This is a genomic window from Arcticibacterium sp. (assembly GCF_055134445.1).
In genome coordinates this window covers 13171-36203 of the sequence record NZ_JBSRVI010000087.1, presented here as the reverse complement: position 1 = coordinate 36203, position 23033 = coordinate 13171, and the positions used below count along the sequence as shown (strand labels likewise).

Annotated in this window: 39 protein-coding genes and 2 tRNA genes; 30 read left to right on the top strand and 11 right to left on the bottom strand. The window is 35.8% G+C overall.

All coding sequences use genetic code 11. From position 1 onward, the window contains the following. Nucleotides 1-2: 2 nt before the first annotated feature. From ACTBZY_RS11925 to ACTBZY_RS11900, 6 genes are all read left to right on the top strand, one after another. Nucleotides 3-245, top strand: coding sequence for a hypothetical protein (locus ACTBZY_RS11925; protein WP_463046570.1), 243 nt, complete (start codon nucleotides 3-5; stop codon nucleotides 243-245). 148 nt (nucleotides 246-393) lie between these two features. Beyond that, complete coding sequence (locus ACTBZY_RS11920; protein WP_463046569.1) at nucleotides 394-606, top strand: hypothetical protein; 213 nt, start codon at nucleotides 394-396, stop codon at nucleotides 604-606. Nucleotides 607-761: 155 nt separating this feature from the next. After that, nucleotides 762-956, top strand: coding sequence for a hypothetical protein (locus ACTBZY_RS11915; RefSeq protein WP_463046568.1), 195 nt, complete (start codon nucleotides 762-764; stop codon nucleotides 954-956). Nucleotides 957-967: 11 nt separating this feature from the next. Then, a complete protein-coding gene (locus tag ACTBZY_RS11910; protein WP_463046567.1) occupies nucleotides 968-1192 on the top strand; it encodes a hypothetical protein in 225 nt (74 codons plus the stop codon). Beyond that, a complete protein-coding gene (locus ACTBZY_RS11905; RefSeq protein ID WP_463046566.1) occupies nucleotides 1189-1329 on the top strand; it encodes a hypothetical protein in 141 nt (46 codons plus the stop codon). Before ACTBZY_RS11910 ends, ACTBZY_RS11905 begins: the two co-directional genes overlap by 4 nt. Nucleotides 1330-1360: 31 nt before the next feature. Further along, complete coding sequence (locus ACTBZY_RS11900; RefSeq protein ID WP_463046565.1) at nucleotides 1361-1504, top strand: hypothetical protein; 144 nt, start codon at nucleotides 1361-1363, stop codon at nucleotides 1502-1504. Nucleotides 1505-1532: 28 nt separating this feature from the next. Here ACTBZY_RS11900 and ACTBZY_RS11895 read toward each other — a convergent pair whose 3' ends face one another. From ACTBZY_RS11895 to ACTBZY_RS11885, 3 genes are all read right to left on the bottom strand, one after another. Beyond that, complete coding sequence (locus ACTBZY_RS11895) at nucleotides 1533-1814, bottom strand: hypothetical protein (RefSeq protein ID WP_463046564.1); 282 nt, start codon at nucleotides 1812-1814, stop codon at nucleotides 1533-1535. Beyond that, nucleotides 1814-2941 carry a phage integrase SAM-like domain-containing protein gene (locus ACTBZY_RS11890; RefSeq protein ID WP_463046563.1) on the bottom strand — a complete coding sequence of 376 codons (1128 nt, stop codon included), beginning with the start codon at nucleotides 2939-2941 and terminating at the stop codon, nucleotides 1814-1816. The genes ACTBZY_RS11895 and ACTBZY_RS11890 overlap by 1 nt, the downstream gene beginning before the upstream one ends. Before the next feature lie 138 nt (nucleotides 2942-3079). After that, nucleotides 3080-3152: transfer RNA gene (locus ACTBZY_RS11885), tRNA-Lys, on the bottom strand. Between the two features lie 132 nt (nucleotides 3153-3284). Between ACTBZY_RS11885 and ACTBZY_RS11880 the strand changes: the two genes are divergently transcribed. The 4 genes from ACTBZY_RS11880 (at nucleotide 3285) to ACTBZY_RS11865 (ending at nucleotide 6005) form a co-directional block, all read left to right on the top strand. After that, nucleotides 3285-3965, top strand: a complete 681-nt coding sequence (locus tag ACTBZY_RS11880) for a hypothetical protein (RefSeq protein WP_463046562.1) — start codon at nucleotides 3285-3287, stop codon at nucleotides 3963-3965. Between the two features lie 42 nt (nucleotides 3966-4007). Then, nucleotides 4008-4093 (top strand) — tRNA-Leu (locus ACTBZY_RS11875). 39 nt (nucleotides 4094-4132) lie between these two features. After that, on the top strand, nucleotides 4133-5182 hold the full coding sequence (locus ACTBZY_RS11870) for a tyrosine-type recombinase/integrase (protein ID WP_463046561.1): 1050 nt from the start codon (nucleotides 4133-4135) through the stop codon (nucleotides 5180-5182). Nucleotides 5183-5597: 415 nt separating this feature from the next. Further along, a complete protein-coding gene (locus tag ACTBZY_RS11865; protein WP_463046560.1) occupies nucleotides 5598-6005 on the top strand; it encodes a hypothetical protein in 408 nt (135 codons plus the stop codon). Here the strand turns inward: ACTBZY_RS11865 and ACTBZY_RS11860 are convergent, their stop codons facing one another. Then, a complete protein-coding gene (locus ACTBZY_RS11860; protein ID WP_463046559.1) occupies nucleotides 6006-6707 on the bottom strand; it encodes a hypothetical protein in 702 nt (233 codons plus the stop codon). A 72-nt stretch (nucleotides 6708-6779) separates the two neighbouring features. Further along, nucleotides 6780-7016: a hypothetical protein gene (locus ACTBZY_RS11855; RefSeq protein ID WP_463046558.1), complete on the bottom strand. Its 237-nt coding sequence runs from the start codon at nucleotides 7014-7016 to the stop codon at nucleotides 6780-6782. 136 nt (nucleotides 7017-7152) lie between these two features. Between ACTBZY_RS11855 and ACTBZY_RS11850 the strand changes: the two genes are divergently transcribed. The 16 genes from ACTBZY_RS11850 (at nucleotide 7153) to ACTBZY_RS11775 (ending at nucleotide 15641) form a co-directional block, all read left to right on the top strand. Continuing rightward, complete coding sequence (locus tag ACTBZY_RS11850; protein ID WP_463046557.1) at nucleotides 7153-7656, top strand: hypothetical protein; 504 nt, start codon at nucleotides 7153-7155, stop codon at nucleotides 7654-7656. Then, complete coding sequence (locus ACTBZY_RS11845) at nucleotides 7653-8114, top strand: hypothetical protein (protein WP_463046556.1); 462 nt, start codon at nucleotides 7653-7655, stop codon at nucleotides 8112-8114. Before ACTBZY_RS11850 ends, ACTBZY_RS11845 begins: the two co-directional genes overlap by 4 nt. Beyond that, nucleotides 8107-8565 carry a hypothetical protein gene (locus ACTBZY_RS11840; RefSeq protein ID WP_463046555.1) on the top strand — a complete coding sequence of 153 codons (459 nt, stop codon included), beginning with the start codon at nucleotides 8107-8109 and terminating at the stop codon, nucleotides 8563-8565. Before ACTBZY_RS11845 ends, ACTBZY_RS11840 begins: the two co-directional genes overlap by 8 nt. Before the next feature lie 36 nt (nucleotides 8566-8601). Next, nucleotides 8602-9162, top strand: a complete 561-nt coding sequence (locus ACTBZY_RS11835) for a hypothetical protein (protein ID WP_463046554.1) — start codon at nucleotides 8602-8604, stop codon at nucleotides 9160-9162. A 78-nt stretch (nucleotides 9163-9240) separates the two neighbouring features. Beyond that, nucleotides 9241-9402, top strand: a complete 162-nt coding sequence (locus ACTBZY_RS11830) for a hypothetical protein (protein WP_463046553.1) — start codon at nucleotides 9241-9243, stop codon at nucleotides 9400-9402. Between the two features lie 64 nt (nucleotides 9403-9466). After that, the gene (locus ACTBZY_RS11825) at nucleotides 9467-9970 is read left to right on the top strand and encodes a FliH/SctL family protein (RefSeq protein ID WP_463046552.1); all 504 of its coding nucleotides are present in this window, start codon (nucleotides 9467-9469) and stop codon (nucleotides 9968-9970) included. Nucleotides 9971-9983: 13 nt separating this feature from the next. After that, on the top strand, nucleotides 9984-10250 hold the full coding sequence (locus tag ACTBZY_RS11820) for a hypothetical protein (RefSeq protein WP_463046551.1): 267 nt from the start codon (nucleotides 9984-9986) through the stop codon (nucleotides 10248-10250). A 1-nt stretch (nucleotide 10251) separates the two neighbouring features. After that, the gene (locus ACTBZY_RS11815; protein WP_463046550.1) at nucleotides 10252-10950 is read left to right on the top strand and encodes a hypothetical protein; all 699 of its coding nucleotides are present in this window, start codon (nucleotides 10252-10254) and stop codon (nucleotides 10948-10950) included. A 58-nt stretch (nucleotides 10951-11008) separates the two neighbouring features. After that, on the top strand, nucleotides 11009-11557 hold the full coding sequence (locus tag ACTBZY_RS11810) for a lysozyme (RefSeq protein WP_463046549.1): 549 nt from the start codon (nucleotides 11009-11011) through the stop codon (nucleotides 11555-11557). Between the two features lie 4 nt (nucleotides 11558-11561). Further along, entirely contained in the window at nucleotides 11562-13346 is a 1785-nt protein-coding gene (locus tag ACTBZY_RS11805; protein WP_463046548.1) for a hypothetical protein, read from the top strand. Between the two features lie 27 nt (nucleotides 13347-13373). Next, nucleotides 13374-13655 (top strand): hypothetical protein, encoded by a 282-nt coding sequence (locus tag ACTBZY_RS11800; protein WP_463046547.1) that lies wholly within the window; start codon nucleotides 13374-13376, stop codon nucleotides 13653-13655. Nucleotides 13656-13659: 4 nt separating this feature from the next. Beyond that, entirely contained in the window at nucleotides 13660-13962 is a 303-nt protein-coding gene (locus ACTBZY_RS11795) for a hypothetical protein (RefSeq protein ID WP_463046546.1), read from the top strand. A gap of 13 nt (nucleotides 13963-13975) precedes the next feature. Further along, complete coding sequence (locus ACTBZY_RS11790) at nucleotides 13976-14287, top strand: hypothetical protein (RefSeq protein WP_463046545.1); 312 nt, start codon at nucleotides 13976-13978, stop codon at nucleotides 14285-14287. A gap of 1 nt (nucleotide 14288) precedes the next feature. Continuing rightward, a complete protein-coding gene (locus ACTBZY_RS11785; protein WP_463046544.1) occupies nucleotides 14289-14540 on the top strand; it encodes a hypothetical protein in 252 nt (83 codons plus the stop codon). A gap of 4 nt (nucleotides 14541-14544) precedes the next feature. Beyond that, nucleotides 14545-15258 carry a hypothetical protein gene (locus tag ACTBZY_RS11780; RefSeq protein ID WP_463046543.1) on the top strand — a complete coding sequence of 238 codons (714 nt, stop codon included), beginning with the start codon at nucleotides 14545-14547 and terminating at the stop codon, nucleotides 15256-15258. Further along, entirely contained in the window at nucleotides 15258-15641 is a 384-nt protein-coding gene (locus ACTBZY_RS11775; RefSeq protein WP_463046542.1) for a hypothetical protein, read from the top strand. The genes ACTBZY_RS11780 and ACTBZY_RS11775 overlap by 1 nt, the downstream gene beginning before the upstream one ends. Nucleotides 15642-15760: 119 nt before the next feature. On the opposite strand, the gene ACTBZY_RS11770 is transcribed toward ACTBZY_RS11775, so the two are convergent. The 6 genes from ACTBZY_RS11770 to ACTBZY_RS11745 all read right to left on the bottom strand — a co-directional run bounded on the left by ACTBZY_RS11770 (nucleotide 15761) and on the right by ACTBZY_RS11745 (nucleotide 19648). Next, a complete protein-coding gene (locus tag ACTBZY_RS11770; protein ID WP_463046541.1) occupies nucleotides 15761-16459 on the bottom strand; it encodes a DNA adenine methylase in 699 nt (232 codons plus the stop codon). A 282-nt stretch (nucleotides 16460-16741) separates the two neighbouring features. Further along, nucleotides 16742-17044 (bottom strand): hypothetical protein, encoded by a 303-nt coding sequence (locus ACTBZY_RS11765; RefSeq protein ID WP_463046540.1) that lies wholly within the window; start codon nucleotides 17042-17044, stop codon nucleotides 16742-16744. Then, nucleotides 17041-17385 carry a hypothetical protein gene (locus tag ACTBZY_RS11760; RefSeq protein WP_463046539.1) on the bottom strand — a complete coding sequence of 115 codons (345 nt, stop codon included), beginning with the start codon at nucleotides 17383-17385 and terminating at the stop codon, nucleotides 17041-17043. The genes ACTBZY_RS11765 and ACTBZY_RS11760 overlap by 4 nt, the downstream gene beginning before the upstream one ends. Then, on the bottom strand, nucleotides 17369-18478 hold the full coding sequence (locus ACTBZY_RS11755) for an AAA family ATPase (protein WP_463046538.1): 1110 nt from the start codon (nucleotides 18476-18478) through the stop codon (nucleotides 17369-17371). Before ACTBZY_RS11755 ends, ACTBZY_RS11760 begins: the two co-directional genes overlap by 17 nt. Beyond that, nucleotides 18475-18978 (bottom strand): hypothetical protein, encoded by a 504-nt coding sequence (locus ACTBZY_RS11750; protein WP_463046537.1) that lies wholly within the window; start codon nucleotides 18976-18978, stop codon nucleotides 18475-18477. Before ACTBZY_RS11750 ends, ACTBZY_RS11755 begins: the two co-directional genes overlap by 4 nt. Before the next feature lie 367 nt (nucleotides 18979-19345). Next, complete coding sequence (locus tag ACTBZY_RS11745; RefSeq protein WP_463046536.1) at nucleotides 19346-19648, bottom strand: hypothetical protein; 303 nt, start codon at nucleotides 19646-19648, stop codon at nucleotides 19346-19348. Between the two features lie 99 nt (nucleotides 19649-19747). Between ACTBZY_RS11745 and ACTBZY_RS11740 the strand changes: the two genes are divergently transcribed. The 4 genes from ACTBZY_RS11740 (at nucleotide 19748) to ACTBZY_RS11725 (ending at nucleotide 22868) form a co-directional block, all read left to right on the top strand. Continuing rightward, the gene (locus ACTBZY_RS11740; RefSeq protein WP_463046535.1) at nucleotides 19748-20110 is read left to right on the top strand and encodes a helix-turn-helix domain-containing protein; all 363 of its coding nucleotides are present in this window, start codon (nucleotides 19748-19750) and stop codon (nucleotides 20108-20110) included. 43 nt (nucleotides 20111-20153) lie between these two features. Further along, nucleotides 20154-20465, top strand: coding sequence for a hypothetical protein (locus tag ACTBZY_RS11735; protein WP_463046534.1), 312 nt, complete (start codon nucleotides 20154-20156; stop codon nucleotides 20463-20465). Between the two features lie 693 nt (nucleotides 20466-21158). Further along, nucleotides 21159-21299 (top strand): hypothetical protein, encoded by a 141-nt coding sequence (locus tag ACTBZY_RS11730; protein WP_463046533.1) that lies wholly within the window; start codon nucleotides 21159-21161, stop codon nucleotides 21297-21299. Between the two features lie 507 nt (nucleotides 21300-21806). Next, on the top strand, nucleotides 21807-22868 hold the full coding sequence (locus tag ACTBZY_RS11725) for a hypothetical protein (protein ID WP_463046532.1): 1062 nt from the start codon (nucleotides 21807-21809) through the stop codon (nucleotides 22866-22868). The last annotated feature ends 165 nt before the right edge of the window (nucleotides 22869-23033 follow it).

Here is a 23033-nt window from a genome sequence, read left to right as displayed (position 1 = left end):
CGATGCAAGATAACGAAGATTTAATGTTCAACCAATCGGACAGCTTTATTGATTTCCTAAAAGAACACCCTTTAATCTCTATAAACGCTTTAGAGAAGGAGACCGGCTGCAAGGGAAATGTAATTGCTCAGGCTATGGCAGGCAATCGAAAAATACCAATTCATTATTGGTACGCTATAAATAATACCCTGGTCAATTACGGGTACAGTATCGATGATTATGTAAGCACCGAGGAAGGGGATTAATTTATCACCCAAAATCAAAGAAATAAACGATAGTTTGGGCGATAAGTGGGTGATAAAAATATTGTTTCATCTTTTCTTGCTTTATGTTTGCAAATATCAAATAGAATGACGTACTTTGAAATGCAGTAACAATTAAACAATCAAAGAAATGAAACTATCAATCGAAACAACTAACAAATTAAGAGCTGGGGATTTAGAGAACGCTTATAATGATGCTTTAAACGCAACAAACAGAGAAGGGTTTATTTGTAAGCTTAAGTCTAACATGCCTAACACAATTGTAGGGGCTGGAGGCAATCACATCTTTGTTTCTGAACAAGGTGGGGAAAGGTTAGGCTTAATTACAAACCCATTAAGATAAATAATTCACGGGGTGTTAACCACTTCTTCAGGAAATCCGCAAATTAGACCGAGGTAAGTACATTGAGTTGAGGCATATTGACTATGATTTAATTCGAGACAATAAGCCAATGTTGATAAGATTGCTAATTCTGGTTATAATGAAATACAAATGATATGGGACAAAGAGTAACACAAAGAATTTTAGAATGTGACATATGCAATAATATCCCTGAAAATGGGGCTTACTTATGGCGTATGGGTAATGAAATGTGGTGTGAAGCCTGTTGTGACAAAGCCGACGAGGAAGAAGAACAGTCAGAAGATGATAGTTATGATTATAATTTTTACGAAACGTGCGACCCTTGTTAAACACAAACCAAATGACCGAAGAACTAAAAAAAGCATTAGAAACCAATAAGAAATGGGGAGGCAAGCGAACCGCAGGAAAAGGGAAAAAGATTGGACGACCAGCCAAAACCCGAACGAAAGATAAAACTATTTCGGTCAGGGTTGAGACTAGGCACTACGACCACCTAAAACCTTTTTTAAATGAGGCCGCGGAGAAGGAAGCGGAAAGGATTGATAAACTTAAACCAGACCAATGAAACTAGAAAAAGCAGTACGAAAAGCCGATTTGTCAGCTATTGAGCTGGCAAACAAAATCGCTGACATCATAGCCGAGCAATACGGCAAACATAATTTTGAGGACTTTAAGAAAATTATAAACGAACGATTGAAATGAAATTGAATAAACTTAAATAAAACCTAAAATTATGCACTATAACTGGATACACGTTTACAATCACGAGCAGCCCCTAGGAAGTTTTTACACAGATAAATCTAAGGGGGAGGATATTGTTAGAGAAGTCAATGAAAAATATGGAACAGGACAATGGACAAGATTCACTTCTGAGTAGTCTTTTAGTTTTACCTATACACACTCAACTAACCCCACCCCAAAACATCAAATAAAACCCTTTTCCCCTTTGGTGATAATTCGTAAATAATTGGCTTTTGGGTGTTGGTGTTCTTCTTTTGAATTAATTTAGTAGAAAGTAGCCCTTTGATTGCGTCTAGGGCTACTGTTCTATTTATTTTCAGGTTAAGAATAATCTTTTCCAAATATGATTCGTCTGGATTGGCTCTTATAAAATTCAAAATATCCAGCTTAGTAGTTTTGTTTCCTTGTGTGGAAATGGCTTTTAGAGTCTTATTTACCTCTTTCATCAAGCAGCCACTTTGGTTTCTTCTATGACTCTGTAAATTGTCACATCTGCGTAAACATCCAGCTCTTTTGTGTCTTTCTGACCCATCATTTTCGCGGTTGTGTCCTTGGATAACAACAAGTGATTAAGGCAATAGTTGGCAAAGGTCTTTCGAGAGTAATGAAATTTGATGTACTTCTTAACCCCTATCACATCTAAGGCAATCTTAATGTTCTTATTGCATTTATTATTGTACAACTTTGGTATAATGTAGTTGTACTTTTCTAAAATGTTCTTCGCCTCGCTAAACAACGGCAAAAAGAACCCTGAGCCTGTCTTTAACCATTTACCTCTGATAAACTCCCTGTCGTTTATAAATACGATAATGTCCGCAGTAAATCGCATAATGTCAGAAAACGCCATTCCGGTATAACACCCAATCAAAAAGACGTCGATGTCCTTTTGAATTGTGGCAATTTCTAAACCCCTGAGAAGCTCTAGTTCAAAAATAGATAAATGTGTAATATCAATTTTATTCTTCCGTTCTATGCCGCCAATTGACTGCCCGCTTATGAGTCCGCAATCGTTACCGAAATCAATCAGCATTTTAATTGCTGCCTTACATTTGTAGATATACGCATCGCTGTAATTCCGCTTTTTCATTTCGTGGCCCAGGCGATTAATGACTTTTACATCAACTTCATCAGGCATTATTTTTTTGTTTACAAATTCAAACAATTTAGAGTATCGACGCTTATAACCCTTCAAGGTAAGCTTAGACAACCCTTTTTTTGATTGCGAGTATTCATTAAATAGTTCCGTAAAGTTCAACCTAGCCTTAACCTCGCCCCTATAAAGGGCTTTGATTTGTGCGGCTGTTGCGATTGTCTTATTTACTTCAAAATGATTGTAAATTGACAGTATATCGGATTTAATAGTATTCAGCCTTAAATTTAGCTGCAAGGCTGAGGGATTCGTACCTCGAACCTTTTGTGTTCTTTGTATCCAATCGGATTTAGGCAACTTGATGTTTAGGGCCCCAATTTCTTCACGTTCACCGTTTACGGTAATTCGGAGCTGGAGGTTGACAATGGTCTTCGACCCTCTGGAGGTTCTCCCCCAAAAGTTTAGGCTTATTTTATTGATCATGGCTAGGTTTATATCGTTCCTTTTGCCGTGTACACTTATCATGCCAATTGTTCCCTTTTTTGCTACCGTTCGCTATGTATTCAAAAAACTGTTTCTATCACTTCTATAGCGGTTAGAGGCCGCTTTAACTATAAATCGTGATCCCGCTGGGGCTCGAACCCAGGACCCATACATTAAAAGTGTATTGCTCTACCAACTGAGCTACGGAATCAATTTTTTCTCTTTACATTTGCAGAATCTCATACCGTTTCCCTCAAATGCGATGCAAAAGTATAACGTTCTGTTTAAACATCCAAGTCCGTCTGTGAAATATTTCATACTTTTTTTTATACTCATAATACAAGTGGCTGACAGTAAAGGACAAGGGCAATTTACAAAGAAAGCAGATTCATTATTTAAGAATAAAAACTACGATGAGGCTGCTATCCTTTATGAAGAGTTATTGGCCAAACATTCCATAAACAGGAGCAATTGTTTCTTAAAACTGGCATTCATTAACGAGCAAAAAGGAGATTTTCCAAGGGCCATCTATTATTTAAGCGAATATTTTCACCTGAACCCGTCGGAAAATACTTTTTCTAAAATAAATAAAATGGCCGAAGAAAACTCTTTTAATGGTTATGGAAGAAGCGATCTTAATTTTATCTTACTCATTTATGAAAGATACTATTTATGGATCAGCATGGCCTTTATATTGATAGTGAGTTACAGTTTCTATGTCTTGGTGCTGAAAAGATTTAAAGGAGAAGAAACCGCTTTAAGACATAAATTGAGCTTCGTCTTTTTGGTCTTTGGGAGCTTTGCTATTCTAAACCTTGACGGCTACTTTAGACATGGTATCGTGAAACACCAAAACATTTACTTGCGGGAGGCTCCATCTGCGGGTGCAGACGTGAGCTCCAACCTGGCAGAAGGCAGTAGAGTAAATGTGATAGGAGAAAAGGATATTTGGTTGAGATTATTGATCAATGGAAAAATACAATTTGGCAAAAAGAGTGATTTTTGGATAATTGATAAGAATTGATAGAAAACTTATTAAATGATTTTTTAGATTTGCAGCCTCTTCGGCGATGTGGTGGAATTGGTAGACACGCCAGCTTGAGGGGCTGGTGGGCTTAGCCCATAGGAGTTCGACTCTCCTCATCGTCACCAAAGCCCGTATCTACTTGTAAATCAGTAGGTACGGGCAAAGTGATACAAAAAACTGATACAATCAAAAAAGCAACATTACACGACCACGGCGGAGATTTAAAAAAACGCTGGTTTATCGATTATTACGTGGGGAAAGTTCGGTATAGGGAATGGATACCAGCTAGGCCAGCCCAAACACGGGCAAAAAGGGCTTTTGCCCTACTCCAGAAAATACAGGACGGACTGCATCTAGGTAGGCAGACCGAAATATTTTTTAGACTTGATAATGTTATCGAAAGTTTAGATTTAAGAAAACGTACAAAAGACACCTACAGAACATCGGCAAGGCTTCTAGCAAATTATTTCGAGGGCAGAAAGCTTGGCAACATTACAGAAACGGAGGCAAACAGTTTTGTAAGTCACCTAAAAACTAAATATTCTGATACAACCACAAAAAACAACATTAGCCACTTAAAGGCCATTCTTAAGCATACAGAATGCAAGGCGTTCTTAAATCTTAGAAGTACCTACAATGTACAGGAATCAGAATTTAATCACCCATTTGGCGACTATGAACGGGAAATTCTGGAGGCTCATTTAAAAGATAAGTACCCTAGCCTATTTATTTTTACAAGGTTCATTTTTTACGGTTATATAAGGCCAGCAGAATTAAGAAAATTAAAAGTTTCTGACATTGATTTAAATACCAGAACTATTAAGATTTCAGCCAGTATAGCCAAAACCAAAAGAACAGCAGCCGTACCGATTATTAAACCATTGTTAGACTTAATAATTAGTGAAGGCATTACAAGGAATTTAGGAGATAAATATTTATTCGGTAAAGACTTAGTGCCAAGCTTTGATATTTCGTCTGTAAATGAGGCTACAAACTTGCATAATAAGGCTTGTAAAGAAGTGGGTATTTATATTGAACGTAAAACGGTTTTGTATAGCTGGAAACATACAGGAAACATACAGGCATTTTTGGCTGGTATGGACATTAGAGTTATTCAGATGGTTAACAGACATAAATCAATACAGACCACAGAAATCTATTTAAGAAAGCTAGGTCTTTTCTTAGACCGAACGGTTTTTGATTTCACTTATTGAAACAAAAGAATATTCTGTTTTTTGTCTGGACAGACAGGACTGGACAGACAGGGGGGTATCTAAGGGTTTTGTCTGTCTGTCCAGATTTGGAACAAAATAATATTTGGCAAAACTCCAATTTCAAAGGCTTTTACAGAATAATCTAAAAATGGACAAAGGGCATTCGTTCTTAATGCCTGTCCATTGGTGGTTTTTTATAGGAATAAGACAACACATTAAAGCCTTTTAAGCCATATTTCTTATTATAGTACAATTAACTCAAATCTGGACAGACAGACACATTCCCTATATAGAACTTTGTCCGTCCGTCCATATAGCGGTATGGGCGGTAATGGACATAAAGGAATATAAGAATAATTAAATTTTAAAAATTGCGGTACGTCCGTATATTGCCAGCCTAAACCAAAAAAACACAATGAAGAAATTACTTCTATTATCTATCCTAAGCTTAGGTTTTCTTTCATCATGCGAAAAATCAGACCCACAGGCTGACTTGTTCAGTCAAATGATTGGAAACTATGATGCTAATTTCTTGGATTTCGCAGGAAACCAGATTGCATTACCACAGTCCAGTATAAATGCTTTTGGTTCGGCTCAAATATTTAAGGATAAAAACGGAAATAAGAAATTTTACTTCAATTTGACTATAGGTACAGATTCTATTAATGAAGAAATTGACATCATTGAAGTTCAAGAGTTTCAAAACAAGGTTTACTTATTCAAAGAGAATGAACAGGAAATTTATCTTGACGGAAATGACTTGGTTTTCTTTACGACTGATTCAGGAGTTTACATAAGAATGGTTTTCAGAAAAAAGATTTAGCTAATAACTAACATCTATCAATAAATCTCCACTATCCAAGTATCTATACTTAGGTCTCCTAATGAACTCAAACAGAAATACACCTAAAAGGAGGTAAAGCAACTTTCTAGTAAGCTTTTTACTGTAAAAGAATATTCCAGCACTTACAGCCGTGGCAATTTGAATGTCAGATATGGCCGTGATGCTGTTAGGAAATATTGTTCCTTCAAAAAGGCTTAAGCCAAAACCTGAACCAAATCTTTCGTCTTTTACAAAAATAGCCTCGGGCATATTCAAATTATCTAATTCGGTTTGCCTTGCAATTTGTCGGTCTGGTTTGGAGCTTCCAAGATAGAACTTTACTCTTTTAGAATCGTAATAGTGTAAACCTAGCTTTGTAGGGTGTGTATGTACAGGCAAAGGCAAAAATCCAGCATCTAAAGTACTTTTTACCTCGTTATTCCAGTCGGTTAAATTCGGGTTATAGGTAGAATCCGAAAGACTTTTATTTTTTATCTCTGTAAATCCATTACAAAGCAGCTTTGAATCTCCATTTATTTGAAGTTTTAAAATACCTCCAGTTTCCTTTTCAGGCTTATAGACGTTTTTTAGTTCGTCTATTACAGATTTCTTTATCAGTATTTCAATAGGCCGTTTTAATCGGTATTCGTTACCAGATTTCTTTAATATTTTGCTTACCAGATGGTCGTTAATTGTTTGCATAATGTTTGTTATTTGCTTGTTTAAAGGCGTTTCTAGTATCGGTACAGGTGCTATTTCCTAGGGTGTGGCCTATTAGAAACCTTTAGGATATAGCATTTTTTTGATTTCTTCATCAGTCATAAGGCCACGAAAGTATTTTATTATAGTAAATGCCTGTGTGTCTCTAAAATATTGAATACCCTTTTCCCATTCCAATTGACTTTTTATAGTTTCTGGTAGGTGTTTGTTTAATTCTTGGTATGTAACTCCTAACATATTTGCTATTTCTGATTTGCTCCAACGCAAAATTCCAATGTTTCTTTTACTCATTCTAGTTGCTAATTAAAATACATGACATCATGTCATAAATTTACGAAATTGTATGCAATTAGTATGACATAGTGTCCGATTCTTTACGGACAAAGTGCCTTTTATGTGCTTGTTTTGAATCCAAGAAAAAAAAGGAATGAACACAAAAGAATCATTGATTGAACGACAAAAAGCCATTGTGCTAGAATTGGATGCAATCAATGATACAATTGACGAAAAATTTAATTCATGGAGTAATGAAGTAACAACGCCAGCAAGAAAGTTCTTAGAAACATTTCAATCAGCAGACTATACAAAGTCATTTACCGAAAAGCTAACAGCCTATAATAAGGAGATAACAAAGAGCGGCGGTAAGTATGTAAAACAGGTTCAGCTCTATGATAGCAGTCATGAAATAGTTTTCAGTTGGTACAATAACAGCAGGAATAAGAAAATTTCAGGATACAGGCGTAATGCTTTGGCACTTATAGAGGAGTTTGATTTTAATGTAGCGGTTGTTTATGACGTTTTGCCTTTTGCTGACGGAAGCGAAAAACCTCCAACAGAAGAAGAAGAGCCTCCAGCAGATTTTAATACCTATGTTCCTTGGGCGGTTGGTTTAGTAGTGGCCTTTATACTTTATAAGAGATTCAGAAAATGAGCAGTAAACAGATAAAAATAGTATTGGTAGGGCTAGTATTCATATACCTAGTAATGCTTTACAATGCTGCAAATTCGCTGGTTTTTACGCTTGGAAAGATTAGAAACTTTTCAGGAAAAAACTTTCAAATTTCTTGGGTTCAGTCTTTAAATATAATCAATCCTAGTGCCGTGGGAGTGCCTATAAATTCGGCGAACGTTTCTGCCTATGTAGGTAATACTAAGGTAGGAGTGGCTTATTTGAACGATTCACAGGTAGCCAGAAAAGGGAATACTGAAATATTTTTTACTATCAGAATAGGACTTTTAGAAATAGCGGCTTTAGGTGAAAGCATTAAAAACCAAGCGGCAAACGGCGAACTTTCAATTGGCTACAAAGGAACGATTAACAGCCTAGGAATAAACTTTCCATTTTCAGATTCAATAAAATTACCATTTAAAATAGCGGCAAATGTATAATATAGGTTCAGGCGGTTCTATTTCTCCTTTTAGTCAATATCAGTCTTTTGGGGCTGGTTTTGGTGGGCAAACGCCGTTTGTTTTCGGTTTTCAAACTCCTAATTTTTTGCCTCAAAATATCGGGCTAAATGAAAAGGGTTTCGGTGATGCTGTAGATAAAGCGGTAACCACAGGTAATCAAAAATGGAAAACCATTTTAGATAATATTCTAGAATATGGGACAAAAGCTTTAAGTGCATTAGTGCAGTCAGGCGTAATAAAATCTAAAAACGACATCTATAGCGGAACTTTTAGCACTACTGGTTTTGACCAATATTCTAGTGGTTTGGGAGAATCTACAGCAGATAGTAGTAGTACGTTTTTAGGCCTAAACCAAAATAGCATTTTATTAATTGGTGTCGGTGTCCTGTTGTTTTTTGGACTAGGTAGCGGCTCAAAAAAGAGTAAATAATTTTTCAAATAATTTTTAAACTAAATAGCATAAAATATGCCAGCAGCAGTAAACGGGAATGTCTTAGGGGTGGCTTTTCCTTCAACAAAAAATCATCCTCTAAAAGCAATGTCTTTTACAACTGGAGGCCAATTGTATTTGGCTCAGGTTATTAAATCTTTTCCTTTAACGGTAGTAATTAGAGGCCGTCAGCTTTTAATGGATTCCAACGTAACACAAGGCTATTCTACCAGAAATAGTACTTATGCGGAGGCGGATTTGTCAACACTTGCAGAAGGTACGGACGGAAACGGCTTTAACCAGCCAGCAGCCTTTTCTACGCCTACAGGATGGACTGAAAAGTTTGACCAAGAGTTTGGTAATAAGTATTACGTTTTGACTTCTGACATTGAAGCAGAAGCGGGCGGAGATTCAGACGGTGACGGCGTAAAAGACGAAATTGTAAGAAGTGCTCCGGGACTAGACAAAATAGTTGACTGGGTAAAAGCAAACACTTGGTTGGCTGTTGGAATTGTGGTAGCGGCCTTTTTCCTTCTTAAGCCTAAGAAAACAGGCAGAGGCAAAGGAAAGTCTATTTTAGGCGGTCTATTGGCTTAATTCAAAAAGGGTTCGCTTTGCCGTCTGTTTCAGGCCGCAAAGCACCCTATTTATAAATCTTTAAATTTTTAGAAAATCATGGCAAAAATAAAAATGCCCAAAAAACCGAGAATTGGAGCGGCTCAAAGCACTTGGGATAAATACGAGCTGAAAATGAAAAAGTACGTGGAAGCCAAAAATGAAATAGTGAGGCGAAACGGACTAAAAGAAAGGCTGGTAAGCAAAATAAAAATTGCTTAAAAGCTAAGTGAATGTTTTAACAATCCACGGCCTTTGAGGTCGTGGATTCATAAACCCAAAGGACATGGATTTAGAAAAGATAAAAAAGGTATTTGAAAGTAATAATGCAAATTATTACAGAGTGGAAAACAGCTCTAAAAAAAAGGTTGCTGGAGGTACTAACCTTGCCACACCGCAAGCGGCCTTTGAACATTTTGTAAATGCATTGGACGTAATAGGAGAAGGTAAATTTTCCTTAGTGGTTTCAGCAGATTCAAGCAATAGCAGGGGGGCGGTCTGGTATCCGTTCGAAAATGGATTTACAAATGGTTTAGGTAATTCAAGTATGTTAGATATAGAGAAAATAAGAAAAGAGGCTTATGAGGCAGGCAGACAAGAAGCCAGATGGGAGAATATGGTTGAAAAGGTCAATTCTTTAGAAAACCGTCTCCAAAAGTTTATTGAAGTGGTTTCAAATAAGTTTGATGAACTGGAAAACGATAATGACGGCGATGTGATGGACAAAGTAGAAACGGCTATGTCAGCAGCCGAACTAATGAAAGATAGATTCAAAGATTTTAAATTATAAGATTCCAAAGGACATGGAAAAATACACAGAAGAAGTAAGAAATTTTGCAGCCATTTGGATGGCTAATTTTAAGGGGAATGAGGACGAAAGCACAGAAAGTTTAAAAAAACTGAATGGCCTTTTAACATCAAACACCGACATACTACCATTTTTAGCCAAGCCCAAAAATCAAGAAGTTATGGGAGACATGGTTAAAATGTTGAACAACAGTAGCAGTAAAAACCCAATTACTATTTTCAATAATCTTAGTAAAGCGGCGAAACAATTAGACCTAAAATAAAATGAATCCTTATTTATTAATAGCCCTATCTATTGGCGGTTTTTTCAAAGATTCCATAAAAGGAGTTTTTAAGGATAAGCAATTAAAGACAGTAATTATTGCATTGGTGGCTTTTGTCTTCATCAAAAAGCAAATAGATGCTATTAACAGAAATAAGTATTTAACCGGTACACTTCCAGAATCAAATTTTGCGGTTCGATTGAATGATGCTTTTCATCCATATTGGGAAATCGAGATTCCTTTTATAGGCCATTTACCAGACGGTACAGATGAGGCGGCTTGCTGGAAAATAGCAAAGGAAATGAACGCTTTGAAAAATTTTAGTGCAGTGGCTAAAGCGTTCAAAGTGCTTTATAATAAAGAGCTAAAAAATGTCTTAGCATCAGAGGGGGTTTTTGATGAGTTCATAAGGATTTATGAAGGTTTGCCAGCCTCAAAAAGTCAGAACGTGGAAAGTTACGGAGGCTTTAAAACAGGCGACAAAATAACCGTTAAGCTAGGGCATAGCATAAGGGACGTAAGCACACAGAAAACCGTTAAGCTAGGCAACTCAAAAACGGAATATGGCATATTTACAATTTTAATAAATCAAGACATTGCAGGTATTAAAAACGGCGTTTGGGCTAATGTTTATACAACTGATAAAGCGAATGGGGGTAAATACTACTTGGTACACATTGACGGCATTAAAAAGGCTTAGTTTCTTACTCTTAATTGTTTCTATTGGGTGCAGTAAGGTTGATTTAAAAATTAGTGATATGAAGCTAGATAATACAGGTTATGAGTTTATAAGGGTAAAGGAGTCTTTTAGGGAATACGCCTATAATGACGGCATAGTGTGGGCTATTGGCTACGGAAATACCTTTTATGAAAACGGCGAACCCGTTAGGGCTGGAGACAGAATAACAAAGCAAAGGGGCGAACAATTATTTCTTTATATAGCGGATGATTTTGCGAGACAGGTAGATAATTTAATAACCTCAAAATTGACCCAAAATCAATTTAATGCTTTAGTATCCTATGCTTATAATAGGGGCGTATCAAGGTTTAAAAATACAGTCCTTTTAGGCATGGTAAATGCAAACCCAAACAATGCCTTTATTTCACAGCAGTTTGTAATAGAATGGGGTAGTAATCAGACCTATAAAAACGGACTTATTAACAGGCGTAAAGCAGAGGCCGAACTATATTTTTCTAATTCCAGTAGCGGTTTAAATCTGTTTTCGGGCATTAGTTCGGAGCTGGTAAGTATCATATTAATTATTTCAATTATTGGCCTTAGTTATTACTTAAGGCGTAAAAACTAAAAGAATGGCAAATTTTAAGAAAATAGCAGTTTTAGGCGTGGGAGCGTTGGCACTTTCTGAACTGTTCAAAGCACAGGCAGAAAGTAGAAATGCAAATGTCAATATAGAATCAAATGTAGACTTTGAAAAGTGGGTGGAGCGTGTAAAATCAGATATTACACTAAGAACCAAACTACAAGGCGAACAGGGCATTCAAGGTATCCAAGGAATACAAGGAATACAAGGTATCCAAGGAATACAAGGCCTACAGGGGCTAAAAGGAGATACAGGAAATGACGGTTCAGAATTTCCCGTGGCTGTTAAGCGTTTCACTTTTACGGCTAACACCTTAGCGGAATACATACAAACTAGAACTTTTACCCATGGTTTCGGCCTATCAAATCCTGAAAATGTAAAAGTTGAGGTAAGAGCCTTAAATGTGGTAGGTGGTACGGGATGGAATGGAAATTTTATTTCATGGAATGCAGTCCTAAACAAAACAGCTAACAGCCTACAGGTTCGGTTAAATTCGTCTTCATTGCCTCCAGAATATGCAGGAACATACGAAGTTATTATTTCGGCTGGTGGTTCAGAATCAGACTTTAAAGGCGATAAAGGCGACCAAGGAATTCAAGGTTTACAGGGTGTCCAAGGAATCCAAGGTGTACAAGGTATTCAAGGTGTTAAAGGTGACACAGGAAACGACGGTTCAGAATTTCCCGTTGCAGTCCACAACGAAGTAAAAAGTCTTACGGGAGGAGTGGCGGTTACGGTCACACATAATTTAGGGTTAGCGAATCCAGAAAACGTAATTATCCAGCTCATAAGGTCGGCAGATAATGAAAACCTTTACTACTTCAAAGCCAGCAATTTTACAGCAAATACTTTGTCTTTAACATTAGCGGCAGGAAGTACGGCAGGGAATCACAAAATACTGGTAATGGCTGGAGGTTCAGCGGTTAGTTTTAAAGGTGACAAGGGAACGGATGCAAGCATTTTACCTAGTTTGTTTTATAAAGAAACTAAAAGTTTTGCTCAAAATACAGCTACTTTAATAACGCATAATCTTAATTTAACAAATCCAGAAGATATTATTGTTTCGGCTATAAATCAGACCTATAATATCCAATATCCCGTAACTATTACAGATTATACGGCTAATACCTTAAAAGTTAATATTGGCGGCAATTATGCAGGGAATTACTATATAAAAATTATAGCAGGGGCAAAGGTAAACAATCAAGTCCCTTATTTGAATAGCCTTTTAATCAATGGAGCTGGTGAGCTTGATAGTAGTATTAACTGGACTGATGGTTTAGACATTAGCAACAGAGAGCCAGACGGCAGAAAGGTCATACTTAAATCATCAACATTAAACAAGTACTATTATAACGAAACTAAAGTATTTAAGCCTATTGATAGATTAATGAAAATGTCTGTTTTTGTAAAATCGCCATCGGGAAGGGTGAAATTTGTAAATTATACAGAGACAGGAGCGTCTATAGGTCTTCAAAATTGCATATATACAACTGATGGATTGCAGTTTGTTAGGTATATATCTTATTTGATGCCAATTGAAGGTTCTTCTAATTCAATGGTAAGCGGTACAAATTATTTTAAAGTATACTTTTATTCCCAATTTGATGAAATAGAAATACATAGTTTGGTGGTTTTACCAGTAGAATTATCTGAATTCGTGCCATACAATTTAACGTGGCTACCAGTAGGCCAACACGTTCTAGACCCAACCACAGGAGACAGAGGCTTTTGGAACGGAACGGCCTTCAAGTGGTTTGCTATGCAACCTTAATTTTTAACATTAAAACTTATTTTTAAGATGAACATATTTGCAATTTTTTCTAAACGTCACGGCCTCATGTCTTCTATAGAAGATGAAAACAATCTACAGGAAGGCCAAACGGAGTTCCAAAGCCAGCACAACACAGACGAACGTTTTTTTAACTGCAATTCTGTAAGCTGTACACAGGCGGTTTTTGATGCTGTAAAAGATAAGGCTGGAACGCTGGAGGCTCCAAAGCTTATAGACAATGCAGCAGCAGAGCCAGACCCTAGTAGGATAAATGTTTACATAGAAAACGGCTCTTTGAAAATAGCTTAACAGCATGGAAAAGAACCCTTTTAAATGGGCTTGGTTAATCATCCTATTTGCATTGGTTTTAGGCGTGGGCTATATCATAACCAGCATAGGCGAAGCATTAACCAAGCCAGCCATAGAGATGCACGAAAATAGGGGCAAAATTAGCCTTTACAAAGTGCAAGAAGTGGAAGCATTAGAGCGGTACAAAGAACTATCTATTATTAAAGACAGCATTAGGGCAAAGCTTGACAGCGTAACCTATAAGGACTTTGAAGGTATAGACAGCCTAGGGGTTCAGAACGTTTTAAATCAAATTTTCAACTATTAACTTTTTTATTGACATGAATTTACATATTAACATAGATACCTTTTCAGGGCATTTATCAAGTGCTTTAGACCTTGACAGCTATAAGAAGAAAACAGGAACGGACTTTGTACCAGCTCCTAAAAATTTCAACATGGAACAAGAAAACGTATCCATTACAAAGCCATTGTTTGATAAAATCAAAGGTACTATTGGCCTAGGCGAACACAGCCCAATAGTAATTACTCCAGAGGCTTTTTTTAGTGCAGAATTTGAACCTATAGAGGGCAAAATTTACCTAGCCATAGAAAACGATTCTTTGAAAGAATTAACCGTAAATACTAAGTAATATGAAAGCTTTATTAAGTCTAATAACCCTTGCAGCCATTTCTTTAGGTTCGTTTGCCAGCAATGAAAAAGAAGAGCCTAAAAAGGTGGTAGAAATTAAGCCAGTAATCTATTCAGATGCCCAAATAGGTGACTACGAAAGAATCTTAGAAATAGATAGTATTCAAACCAGCTTAGAAAATGAAAAAGCGGTTTTGTTATCTCATTTTAAATTTACCTCCAAAACAGGAATAGAACGGCCTATAAATTACTAATTGGATGAACCCTAAAGCACTTGTTTTGATTTTGTCGCTTATCATATACTGGATTTATACGTCTAGAAATAAAACCGTTCAGGCGGCTAACAAAACAACGGCGTTAAATAAATCAATCTCGAGTACTCCAGAAGAGCCAACGGTAAATAATGGCCTTACAGCTCCGTCAAATATCTACATTGGAGCGGCTGGAGAACAGGACGGCTCAAAAGATTACTTTGCTTTACAGGCCGAAATATCAGGCGGAGAAAGTTTATTTTGGTGGTATGGACTATCAAACGGCAATATTTACCCTAACCCGTCATACGGCGGAAACGGCTATATAAGAACATACTTTCCTACTCATTCAACCAATTGGGCAAACGGCAACAGTAAGCCAAATGTGATAGGAAAAATAGAGTACAAAGTATTTTCCCCAAACGGCGTTTTAATCTTATATGTAAAAGATACCAAAGGCGGTTACCATCCAAATTACGGGAGCAATTTAAGGGCGGACAATCATCCGAAACATTCAGATCGTTTTTTACCTGAATTAGGCAGCTACTTAATAGAGTTTAAGAATATTAGTGATAATCCACTAGCCACAATGGCAATAACTTGGGGCGAAACCACACGAGCCAATTTAGGAGCAGGCCAAAGCACTTCTTTTACCGTAAACGTTACAGACTGGTATAATTTAGGCCATGAGATACCAAAACTAAACTGTAATGTATATTGATGAAAAAGCTATTTAACATTGTTACCTTAAGTTTTCTATTAAGTACCACGGCGGCGGCTCAATTCCTTACAGATAGTTCAAAGCTTTTTTATTTAACAGAAATAGGGGCAAAAAGGGCAATTACAATGCATTTAGAACTTATTCAGGTGCAAACCCTTTTAGAAGTTTCTAATGCTCAAATATGGCATTTAAAACAGGCCGTAAGTTCATTACAAATGCAGGTATCTTTATTAGAAAGGAATGCATTATTAGCAACCAAGAAACCTTTTTTTCTTAGGCTCTCCAGTTTCATTAATAAGGCTGGAGCTAAGATTTTAATTTATGCCATTTTAGTAGGTGGCGGTATAATGATAATTCTAAGTTATAGTTCAGGCTTTACTTAGTTTTCTGTTCATGTCCAATGAATATAAAAGCCACTCTATTGAGTGGCTTTTTTTTATCTCCAGAATATACAGAAATGTATTCAGGTCCGGAATTACCTGCAGGGCATACATTTTTGTATTCAATTGCCGGAAAATTCAGCTTTAAGGCTTTCTAAAACTGCGTTACGTTCTAGTGTAGGAAGGTCTTTTAATTTTTCTACTAATAACCTTTTCCTTCTTTTTATTCTTTGTCTGTCAATACGATTATCCCCTAAATATGAATAATCGGCCAATTCGGTAACATCATAATTATACCAAAGTACTTCTTTGGCCATTCCGTTTCTAGTTGAATTTTCAAATTCTGTATAATTCCATCCGTTCAACATTTCAAAATACAAAGGGTGAGGGTAATGAGATATTAGTACATCGTATCTTTTTGAAATTTTTATGGCCAACGTTAACAGTTCTGTATGCATATCAATGTTGCCGAACTCTTTTTTATAAATTTCCTTTTGGCTTTTACGAGACTCAAACAGATACGGAGCATCAATATATATGACAGCTGGTGCAGACAGTTCTGTATTTACTTCAGCAAGAAATTCTTTATAATCAAGATTGAAAAACTTAAATTTTTGGCTCTTTTCTGGATATCTTAAAAAAACCTCTTTAGATAGGTCATTTATCAGTTTTATAGAATCACAATTCAATTTTCGTGATATCGTAAAATTGCCGCCGAAAGGTTCAATAAAATACTTGTGTGGGCGTATGTGGTTTATGATAGTCTGATAAGTTCCAGAACTTTCTTTACCTCCAAAATATGTTTGAAATGGCTTTTGCATGTTTATTTATTATAAGAAAACCCGAACCCAAACGGGAACGGGTTTAGGGGTTTTATTTCCGTAAGTAGATTTTAATTATTCAGGTTTGAAACCGTTTTTTATCCATGTTATGAAGTCATAAGCAGGGGTAACTATTATAACAATTAAGATTGCTATATAAACATGAATTTCGGGTTCATGTTCAGGGAATTTGAACGCTTTCAACCGTTTTTTTAACCCATTGAATTGGGTAGCTAAAAGGCCTAAATAGATAAGAATGAAAAGTTTGAAAGTTATAATCATTTATTTATTGGTTGGTTTGGTTAAAAATTCATTTTCTTCTAAGATTGTTAGAATCAAGCCTAATGCTACAAAGGCGACAATATCAAGCGGTGGAATTCTCTTAAGTGGCTTGTAATAATCTAATATTCGGTTGTAAATAATTTCAACATTAAGACCTACTACAAAAGAGCAGACGAACAGAAAAATTTGAAGAGAATCCCCGTATTTCAAGTCTTCTGATACATGGACAAATAATAGAATCAAAGCCCAAATTGGTAGGACAATCGAAGCTGTAATTATCTTAGATTTTATCTTATAGTTCATTGATTTATTAATGTAAAGTGATTTGATTTTCTTGATATGATTTGATACAAATACCCGTTTTGGTATGCTAGGTTTTCAGGAATTACCAACTCAATTTTTTTACCGCTATCTTCCAGTAACTTCAACAGTTCTTTGCATTCGATTTCGTCCGTTCTACTTTCTACCAAGTCAGAAATCATGTCAATTCTTAATACTTCAATCCTGTCTTGTTCTAGTAAACCTTTAAGAATGTTCAAACGGCTTTCTATACAAAAACTATTTAAGCTTACGATTGTGTCAAATTCTGGATTATTGGCTCTACACTTCCAGTAATACTCATGGGTGTTAATTATTGCTTTCATTTTGGTTGGTTTGGTTAAAATTCTTAATGTAATTGTCTTTCCCTTCTAGCTTGATAATTTCAAATTCTAGCAAGTCCTTAAACCTTCTGGCTATTGACTTTTTCAGGCTATCGGCTTTTACTTCTTTGTTTATTGTATTGTCACGGTTTCCGATTCCTTCTATTATCTGTTGTTTAGTTTGGGTTTCAGAACCTACAAAAATGCGGTTTACTAGGTCTTGGAAATCTGCAATCTTATCGTCTTGGGTTTTGGCTGCAATGTTTTTTAAATCCCCTTCATTTAATACCCTGAAATCTTTGATAGAATCGTCATATCTAAAATTTACGTCTTCAAAGTCTTCTGAATCCCTTATATACCTACTAGTAATTGTAAATACTCCGTTTTTTCTATCCTTAGAAAAATGTATTACACCAGCGGCTCTTTTTTCCCAAAGTGAACCCACGTGGCCTTGACTATCAGACGAGCCTTTACCCGAATGCATAACAGGAACAACGCTTACATTTTCAGGAATACTTTTAAAGAATTCGTCATAGAATTCTTTGGCCTCAACTTCATCATTCATTGATTTATGAAAATCAATTAGACCGTCTATAATTAGCAATCCGATTTCGTTCGCCATTGGGTAGATGACTTGTTTAAGAAACTCCTTACGTTCATTTACGGTGAACCTTGCCACGTTGTAAAAAATAAGGTTTTCAGGCTGTTTATCAATCTCCAGCTTTTTACAGATTTTGACAATAAACTTTCGTGTTCTACTCCTATGCTGTTCTGTATCTATGTAAACAATCTTTTTTGTTTGCTTATTGGCGTTAAAAAACAGCGTTTTGGAGTGGTCGGAGTAGTCAGATAGAGCAGATTCCATTATCATAGTCAAACCGACTGATTTTGCAGCTTTCTTTTGCCCTACTAAAAGCATAATACCTCCATTAGTACATACCCAACTATTACGCAAGAATATGGTTGGTTCTACGTCTGGTATGTTCATTCCAATATGAATAGAACATTCGGCGTTCCAGTCTCTTTTTTTGATTTCATTAGATAGTAAAGGTTTATCCCCTTTTTTGCCTATCATTTCGGCAAGTCCTTTACTCATATATCAAGTTTAGTTTTTAGCTTTCCTAAACTGTCATCAAGTGTCAAGCTATCGTATTTAACAAAGCACTTAAAAAATAAATACATGGAGGTTTGAACGCTGTAGGGGATATCCTCCATTTTCTCATATTTAACAAAGAATTCCGAAATATCGGAGCGGTATTTATTCCAAGACATATTAAAAACGGCTATTGCACCCCGTTCCGACATCTCCAGCAGGGGTTTATAGATTTCTGTTAATAGGTTCTTTTCTTTGTTAACATCATTAGCAGTATCTAGGCCACCAGTTAAAACCATTTCTGTAAATGTTTCAATAATAGTGGCGGTAAGGCTCTTTAATCTTAAGAACTGTTCACATTCTTCTAGCTGGTATTTGTTCAATTCTCCTTTTTCCTTCCAGAATTGCACCTTCTTTGTAAGCCTATTTTCTTCTAGGTTAAGAAGCTCTTTTATTTCCTGTACGGCTCTAAGCGGTACAGCATTTAGATAGTTTTTTTCCATGTTTCAATGAGTTCATCTACTGTATTTGTCATTATTAGCTAATGACCTTTTTGAATGTTTCTTAAGCGGTGTATTTCTTATTTTAAATTCGGGGCAACTCGCATCCTTTTGTACATAAGAGTCTAAATGCCTTTTTCCTTTATTTAGATGATTTTGGCACAACAAAACGTTAAGTTCTCCAAACCCCTGTACTTTCATTTCCCTATACTCTAAATGCAATTCTGAGAAATTGCAATTCTCACAGTTCACGCAATAGTTTATCATATTCAAAGTGGTTTTGTATTACTCTTATCAAGAATCAGAATTAGAGCCATGCAAGGCACGACAATACAAAGAAGCAGGACAACGGCGGCGGCTTTTAGTACTTTCATTTCTTAGGATTTTTAGCGGCTGAATAAATATTCATTTGCCCATTCCAAGGGGTAATGCCTTTTTCTATTATTGCCCCAACTTCATGTTTGTAGATGTCATCAATAACCATGATTTCAGAAAATATATATCTCCACAATACGAGGTCAATAATATGAGGTCGTTGGATTCTTTTGCCAAAATTTTGACGGGTCATTTCAGTAACATCCAACCAAGCTTTCCTGTAATGCCTTTGTTGCCTAATTCCTAGTTTATCGAACTTTTCAGATAATGGGTGCATGATTTGTTTTTGTTTGCTCATAATGGAAACTATAATTTTACGTTGTCAACTGACAGTTTACATTACAAGTGTACGCACGTTGGTGCGTATTTCAAAACAAATAGATTAAAATATACATATATGGAGGATAATACACCCGTGGGCGAATGGATAGTCCAAGTAATGTTTAAGAAAAAGCTTAGCAAGAGGCTTGTTTATGACCGTGCAGGGATTTCACAAAACGGATTTGACAAAATGATTAAAAACAATTCAATGAAACTTGATGCATTCGTGGATATATGTAAAGCTATGGAAGTAGAACCAACGGAGTATTTTATATACATAAGTGCTGATAATCACACATCATATGAAACATCAATAGCAGCAGAACCTTTAAGTGAATACGGTAAAAGAAAAACAATTGATACAGAAACTAAGGAATTTTACGAGCGGCAAATAGAGAGCCTAACAAGAATCATTGAGAATCTTTCAGAGAAAGGATAATACTACTTTAAACCAAAATAAAAACAAGTAACATATGGGAGACATGAAATCAATACAAACCATAATTGAGGCTTACATAAGAGAAAACGAAGCAGACGGTTTTATACAAGTAAAAGACCTAAAGTCAATTAGTCAGTTTATAGGGATTCCGTTAAAAGGGCTTAAGTATGCCATGAAAACCAACAATATGAAAAGCCAATACCTAAATAGGCTATTCATGCTTTTAAAAATAGAGCCAAACGAGTTTTTTGGATATCAAGGAAACGCCACCAAAATGGAAGAACAGCAGGAGAAAATATTAAAAGAGCTGGAGAAATTAAATACTAAAGTCGAAACATTGAAAAGCAATCAATAAACGAATTGGACAAAGTTGATACATGTATCAACTTTTCATAACTAATTGACTATATGGGAATTAAGTGGCATAAAGGGGGGTTCTCCTCATCGTCACAAAATCCCGTATGTTCTTGATATTCAAGAGATACGGGCTTTTTTATGCCCATTTTATAAAGTACAATTCAAATGAATCAGAGCTCTCGAATGCTGGCGGCGTAGTTTAAGGCTTTCAAACCGCTGTTTGAATGGAATAATTCTGTTATTAAATCTCTTTACAGTTGCCTGCCCTCCCCCACTATTATCGCTGAAAGCTTGAGAGAGCGAAGTAAGAAATGCTTTAAAGGCACTTTTTAAGTTTTTATGTACTCATTCACTCCTCCAATTAAAAAGTATTCTGGTTTAAGATAATAACGGTTCTAGCACCTTCCATGATGAAGGCCTTTCTTTGGGAAATACATAACAATCCATTCCAAGCTTTCTGATGGTTAGGCGACAACTGTCTCAGAATCTTACCCGCTTTTAGGAAATCATTGGCCTCTTTTAATGAAATTTCTTTTACTGTAACTCAAATATGAGGGATAGATTTTTAAGCTTCAAAAATTGCTAAATTGCTTAGAAGTTTTATACCGTTTAATAAGTTTTTATAGGCTGGATGAAATCGTTTTTACAACTTCACTATTCATAAAGGAATTATTAAATATAAATTAAATTCATGGAAACAATTGAAGCAATTAAGCCAGGGCCAAAACCTAAAAAAGAAGATGGCACTCCTGACAGAAGGAGACGTGTTAATCCCGAGACGAAACCTAAGCATCCAAAATTAAAGCCACATAAACATGAACCTGGAGACTAGATGTAAAATTATTACTTTGACTTAGTCTAGGAAAAGTTTAAACCAGCCGCTCCAAAGTGCAGCTGGTTTACTATAATTGCCTCATTTTATCACCACTCCAAGTAAAAAGTATTCTGGTTTAAGATAATAACGGTTCTAGCACCATCCATGATAAAGGCCTTTCTTTGGGAAATACATAACAATCGGTTCCAAGCTTTCTAATGGTTAGGCGACAACTGTCTCAGAATCTTACCCGCTTTTAGGAAATCATTCGCCTCTTTTAATGAAATTTCTTTTACCATAACTCAAAGATGAGGGATAGATTTTTAGGCATCAAAAAATGCTACATTGCTTAGAAGTTTTACACCGTTTAATAAGTTTATATTGGCTTGGTGAATTAGTTTCTACAAATTCACAGTCTGACAAACAAATCTCATAACAACCAGATACAGTTGGATATTAAAATATATGAGAGATTCATGGAATGATTGTTAAATATAAAACTGACATGTTTTAAACATCTAAAAGATGACAAGAGTTATAAACTTTCCATATGACAAAAACCAAAAGCCTTTTGCTTTTTTAAATTATCCCATTGAGCTAGATGGAGTGAGTAGTTACGATTTAGGAGATGGATTTTTACTAAGAAAAGCTAATGAGACGGAAAAGGCAATAATTTACTGGCACTTAACTAATTATTTGTCGATTTCAGATAGTGCAGATAGTTCTCATAATTTTAAAACCACCAAGAGTTGGCAAGGGGGACAATGTGGCGAGCGTATTGACTATGAAGAAATTAATTATACTATTCTTGAAATTGAAAATGTAAAAGACGCAAATTATCCAATTGATTCTACTAGAATACAATTAGCCTTTCTTCTATTTAAGTGTCATTTTTCCATTATGTTTACATTCTATTTTGTAAAAAATGACACTAGTGAGTCTCTGTCTGCTCACCTGTTAATGCTCTCCGATACGAAGCAGCCTCAACGAATACTAAATATAGCAGAAGTCCTTTACTCAATGTATCGAATCGAATCAATTAAATTTAGTTCATCTGAGTTAAATACACTTCAAATGTTAAAGGACAATATTTATAAAATGGCACAACTTAATCTTGACCCCAAGGATTTCAAATTTATGACTCACAACTTTCAAACCTACGTCTTCTTAAATGAAATCTCAATTTCGTCAAGATTTAGGATTCTTGCATTATTTTCCGTTTTGGAAGGTTTATTAATGGATCCTTCTGTAATTATGTCAAAAAAGGCTCAATACATCAAAAAAGCTTTAGACAATTTGGGCGAAAATCACGCAAATTTTAAATCTATAATTTCCAAAGTAGGACTTAAAGGTTCTTGCTCAAATACTCTCGGAACTTGGGTCAGTAAAGCATATAAATACCGAAACTCAATTGCTCACGGTTATGAAGCGGACTTTAATAGAGAACTCAGAATCTTTAATCATCAATTTGACAAAATTCTTCCTTTACTGGAAGAGGTGCTTATTGAAGTATGGAAAACGCTAATTCAGGACCCAAAGTCCTATTTAGAATGGATTAAGGAGATCGGGGAAAGTAAGCCCAGCTGAGCAGAAGTCGAAAAGACCTCAAAGATCGGGGCTAAAGGCTTATGAACACTTGTTCTAGACATATAGTACAATCTACCGAAAAATAAATATAAGCTAGGTGAAATGGGTTCGTTTTCGCAAATTCACGGCATCTATAAGTAAGTACGCTGGATATATTCCATTGTC

Coding starts and splice junctions, on each gene's coding strand:
- ACTBZY_RS11775 (WP_463046542.1), top strand. CDS start 15,258: ATGAAAAAGCTATTTAACATTGTTACCTTAAGTTTTCTATTAAGTACC.
- ACTBZY_RS11745 (WP_463046536.1), bottom strand. CDS start 19,648: ATGAGCAAACAAAAACAAATCATGCACCCATTATCTGAAAAGTTCGAT.
- ACTBZY_RS11900 (WP_463046565.1), top strand. CDS start 1,361: ATGCACTATAACTGGATACACGTTTACAATCACGAGCAGCCCCTAGGA.
- ACTBZY_RS11740 (WP_463046535.1), top strand. CDS start 19,748: ATGGAGGATAATACACCCGTGGGCGAATGGATAGTCCAAGTAATGTTT.
- ACTBZY_RS11755 (WP_463046538.1), bottom strand. CDS start 18,478: ATGAGTAAAGGACTTGCCGAAATGATAGGCAAAAAAGGGGATAAACCT.
- ACTBZY_RS11800 (WP_463046547.1), top strand. CDS start 13,374: ATGAACATATTTGCAATTTTTTCTAAACGTCACGGCCTCATGTCTTCT.
- ACTBZY_RS11895 (WP_463046564.1), bottom strand. CDS start 1,814: ATGAAAGAGGTAAATAAGACTCTAAAAGCCATTTCCACACAAGGAAAC.
- ACTBZY_RS11795 (WP_463046546.1), top strand. CDS start 13,660: ATGGAAAAGAACCCTTTTAAATGGGCTTGGTTAATCATCCTATTTGCA.
- ACTBZY_RS11925 (WP_463046570.1), top strand. CDS start 3: ATGCAAGATAACGAAGATTTAATGTTCAACCAATCGGACAGCTTTATT.
- ACTBZY_RS11820 (WP_463046551.1), top strand. CDS start 9,984: ATGGAAAAATACACAGAAGAAGTAAGAAATTTTGCAGCCATTTGGATG.
- ACTBZY_RS11860 (WP_463046559.1), bottom strand. CDS start 6,707: ATGCAAACAATTAACGACCATCTGGTAAGCAAAATATTAAAGAAATCT.
- ACTBZY_RS11845 (WP_463046556.1), top strand. CDS start 7,653: ATGAGCAGTAAACAGATAAAAATAGTATTGGTAGGGCTAGTATTCATA.
- ACTBZY_RS11730 (WP_463046533.1), top strand. CDS start 21,159: ATGGAAACAATTGAAGCAATTAAGCCAGGGCCAAAACCTAAAAAAGAA.
- ACTBZY_RS11835 (WP_463046554.1), top strand. CDS start 8,602: ATGCCAGCAGCAGTAAACGGGAATGTCTTAGGGGTGGCTTTTCCTTCA.
- ACTBZY_RS11805 (WP_463046548.1), top strand. CDS start 11,562: ATGGCAAATTTTAAGAAAATAGCAGTTTTAGGCGTGGGAGCGTTGGCA.
- ACTBZY_RS11725 (WP_463046532.1), top strand. CDS start 21,807: ATGACAAGAGTTATAAACTTTCCATATGACAAAAACCAAAAGCCTTTT.
- ACTBZY_RS11790 (WP_463046545.1), top strand. CDS start 13,976: ATGAATTTACATATTAACATAGATACCTTTTCAGGGCATTTATCAAGT.
- ACTBZY_RS11780 (WP_463046543.1), top strand. CDS start 14,545: ATGAACCCTAAAGCACTTGTTTTGATTTTGTCGCTTATCATATACTGG.
- ACTBZY_RS11815 (WP_463046550.1), top strand. CDS start 10,252: ATGAATCCTTATTTATTAATAGCCCTATCTATTGGCGGTTTTTTCAAA.
- ACTBZY_RS11850 (WP_463046557.1), top strand. CDS start 7,153: ATGAACACAAAAGAATCATTGATTGAACGACAAAAAGCCATTGTGCTA.
- ACTBZY_RS11750 (WP_463046537.1), bottom strand. CDS start 18,978: ATGGAAAAAAACTATCTAAATGCTGTACCGCTTAGAGCCGTACAGGAA.
- ACTBZY_RS11735 (WP_463046534.1), top strand. CDS start 20,154: ATGAAATCAATACAAACCATAATTGAGGCTTACATAAGAGAAAACGAA.
- ACTBZY_RS11890 (WP_463046563.1), bottom strand. CDS start 2,941: ATGATCAATAAAATAAGCCTAAACTTTTGGGGGAGAACCTCCAGAGGG.
- ACTBZY_RS11765 (WP_463046540.1), bottom strand. CDS start 17,044: ATGAACTATAAGATAAAATCTAAGATAATTACAGCTTCGATTGTCCTA.
- ACTBZY_RS11910 (WP_463046567.1), top strand. CDS start 968: ATGACCGAAGAACTAAAAAAAGCATTAGAAACCAATAAGAAATGGGGA.
- ACTBZY_RS11920 (WP_463046569.1), top strand. CDS start 394: ATGAAACTATCAATCGAAACAACTAACAAATTAAGAGCTGGGGATTTA.
- ACTBZY_RS11840 (WP_463046555.1), top strand. CDS start 8,107: ATGTATAATATAGGTTCAGGCGGTTCTATTTCTCCTTTTAGTCAATAT.
- ACTBZY_RS11865 (WP_463046560.1), top strand. CDS start 5,598: ATGAAGAAATTACTTCTATTATCTATCCTAAGCTTAGGTTTTCTTTCA.
- ACTBZY_RS11770 (WP_463046541.1), bottom strand. CDS start 16,459: ATGCAAAAGCCATTTCAAACATATTTTGGAGGTAAAGAAAGTTCTGGA.
- ACTBZY_RS11915 (WP_463046568.1), top strand. CDS start 762: ATGGGACAAAGAGTAACACAAAGAATTTTAGAATGTGACATATGCAAT.
- ACTBZY_RS11785 (WP_463046544.1), top strand. CDS start 14,289: ATGAAAGCTTTATTAAGTCTAATAACCCTTGCAGCCATTTCTTTAGGT.
- ACTBZY_RS11905 (WP_463046566.1), top strand. CDS start 1,189: ATGAAACTAGAAAAAGCAGTACGAAAAGCCGATTTGTCAGCTATTGAG.
- ACTBZY_RS11760 (WP_463046539.1), bottom strand. CDS start 17,385: ATGAAAGCAATAATTAACACCCATGAGTATTACTGGAAGTGTAGAGCC.
- ACTBZY_RS11830 (WP_463046553.1), top strand. CDS start 9,241: ATGGCAAAAATAAAAATGCCCAAAAAACCGAGAATTGGAGCGGCTCAA.
- ACTBZY_RS11855 (WP_463046558.1), bottom strand. CDS start 7,016: ATGAGTAAAAGAAACATTGGAATTTTGCGTTGGAGCAAATCAGAAATA.
- ACTBZY_RS11825 (WP_463046552.1), top strand. CDS start 9,467: ATGGATTTAGAAAAGATAAAAAAGGTATTTGAAAGTAATAATGCAAAT.
- ACTBZY_RS11810 (WP_463046549.1), top strand. CDS start 11,009: ATGAAGCTAGATAATACAGGTTATGAGTTTATAAGGGTAAAGGAGTCT.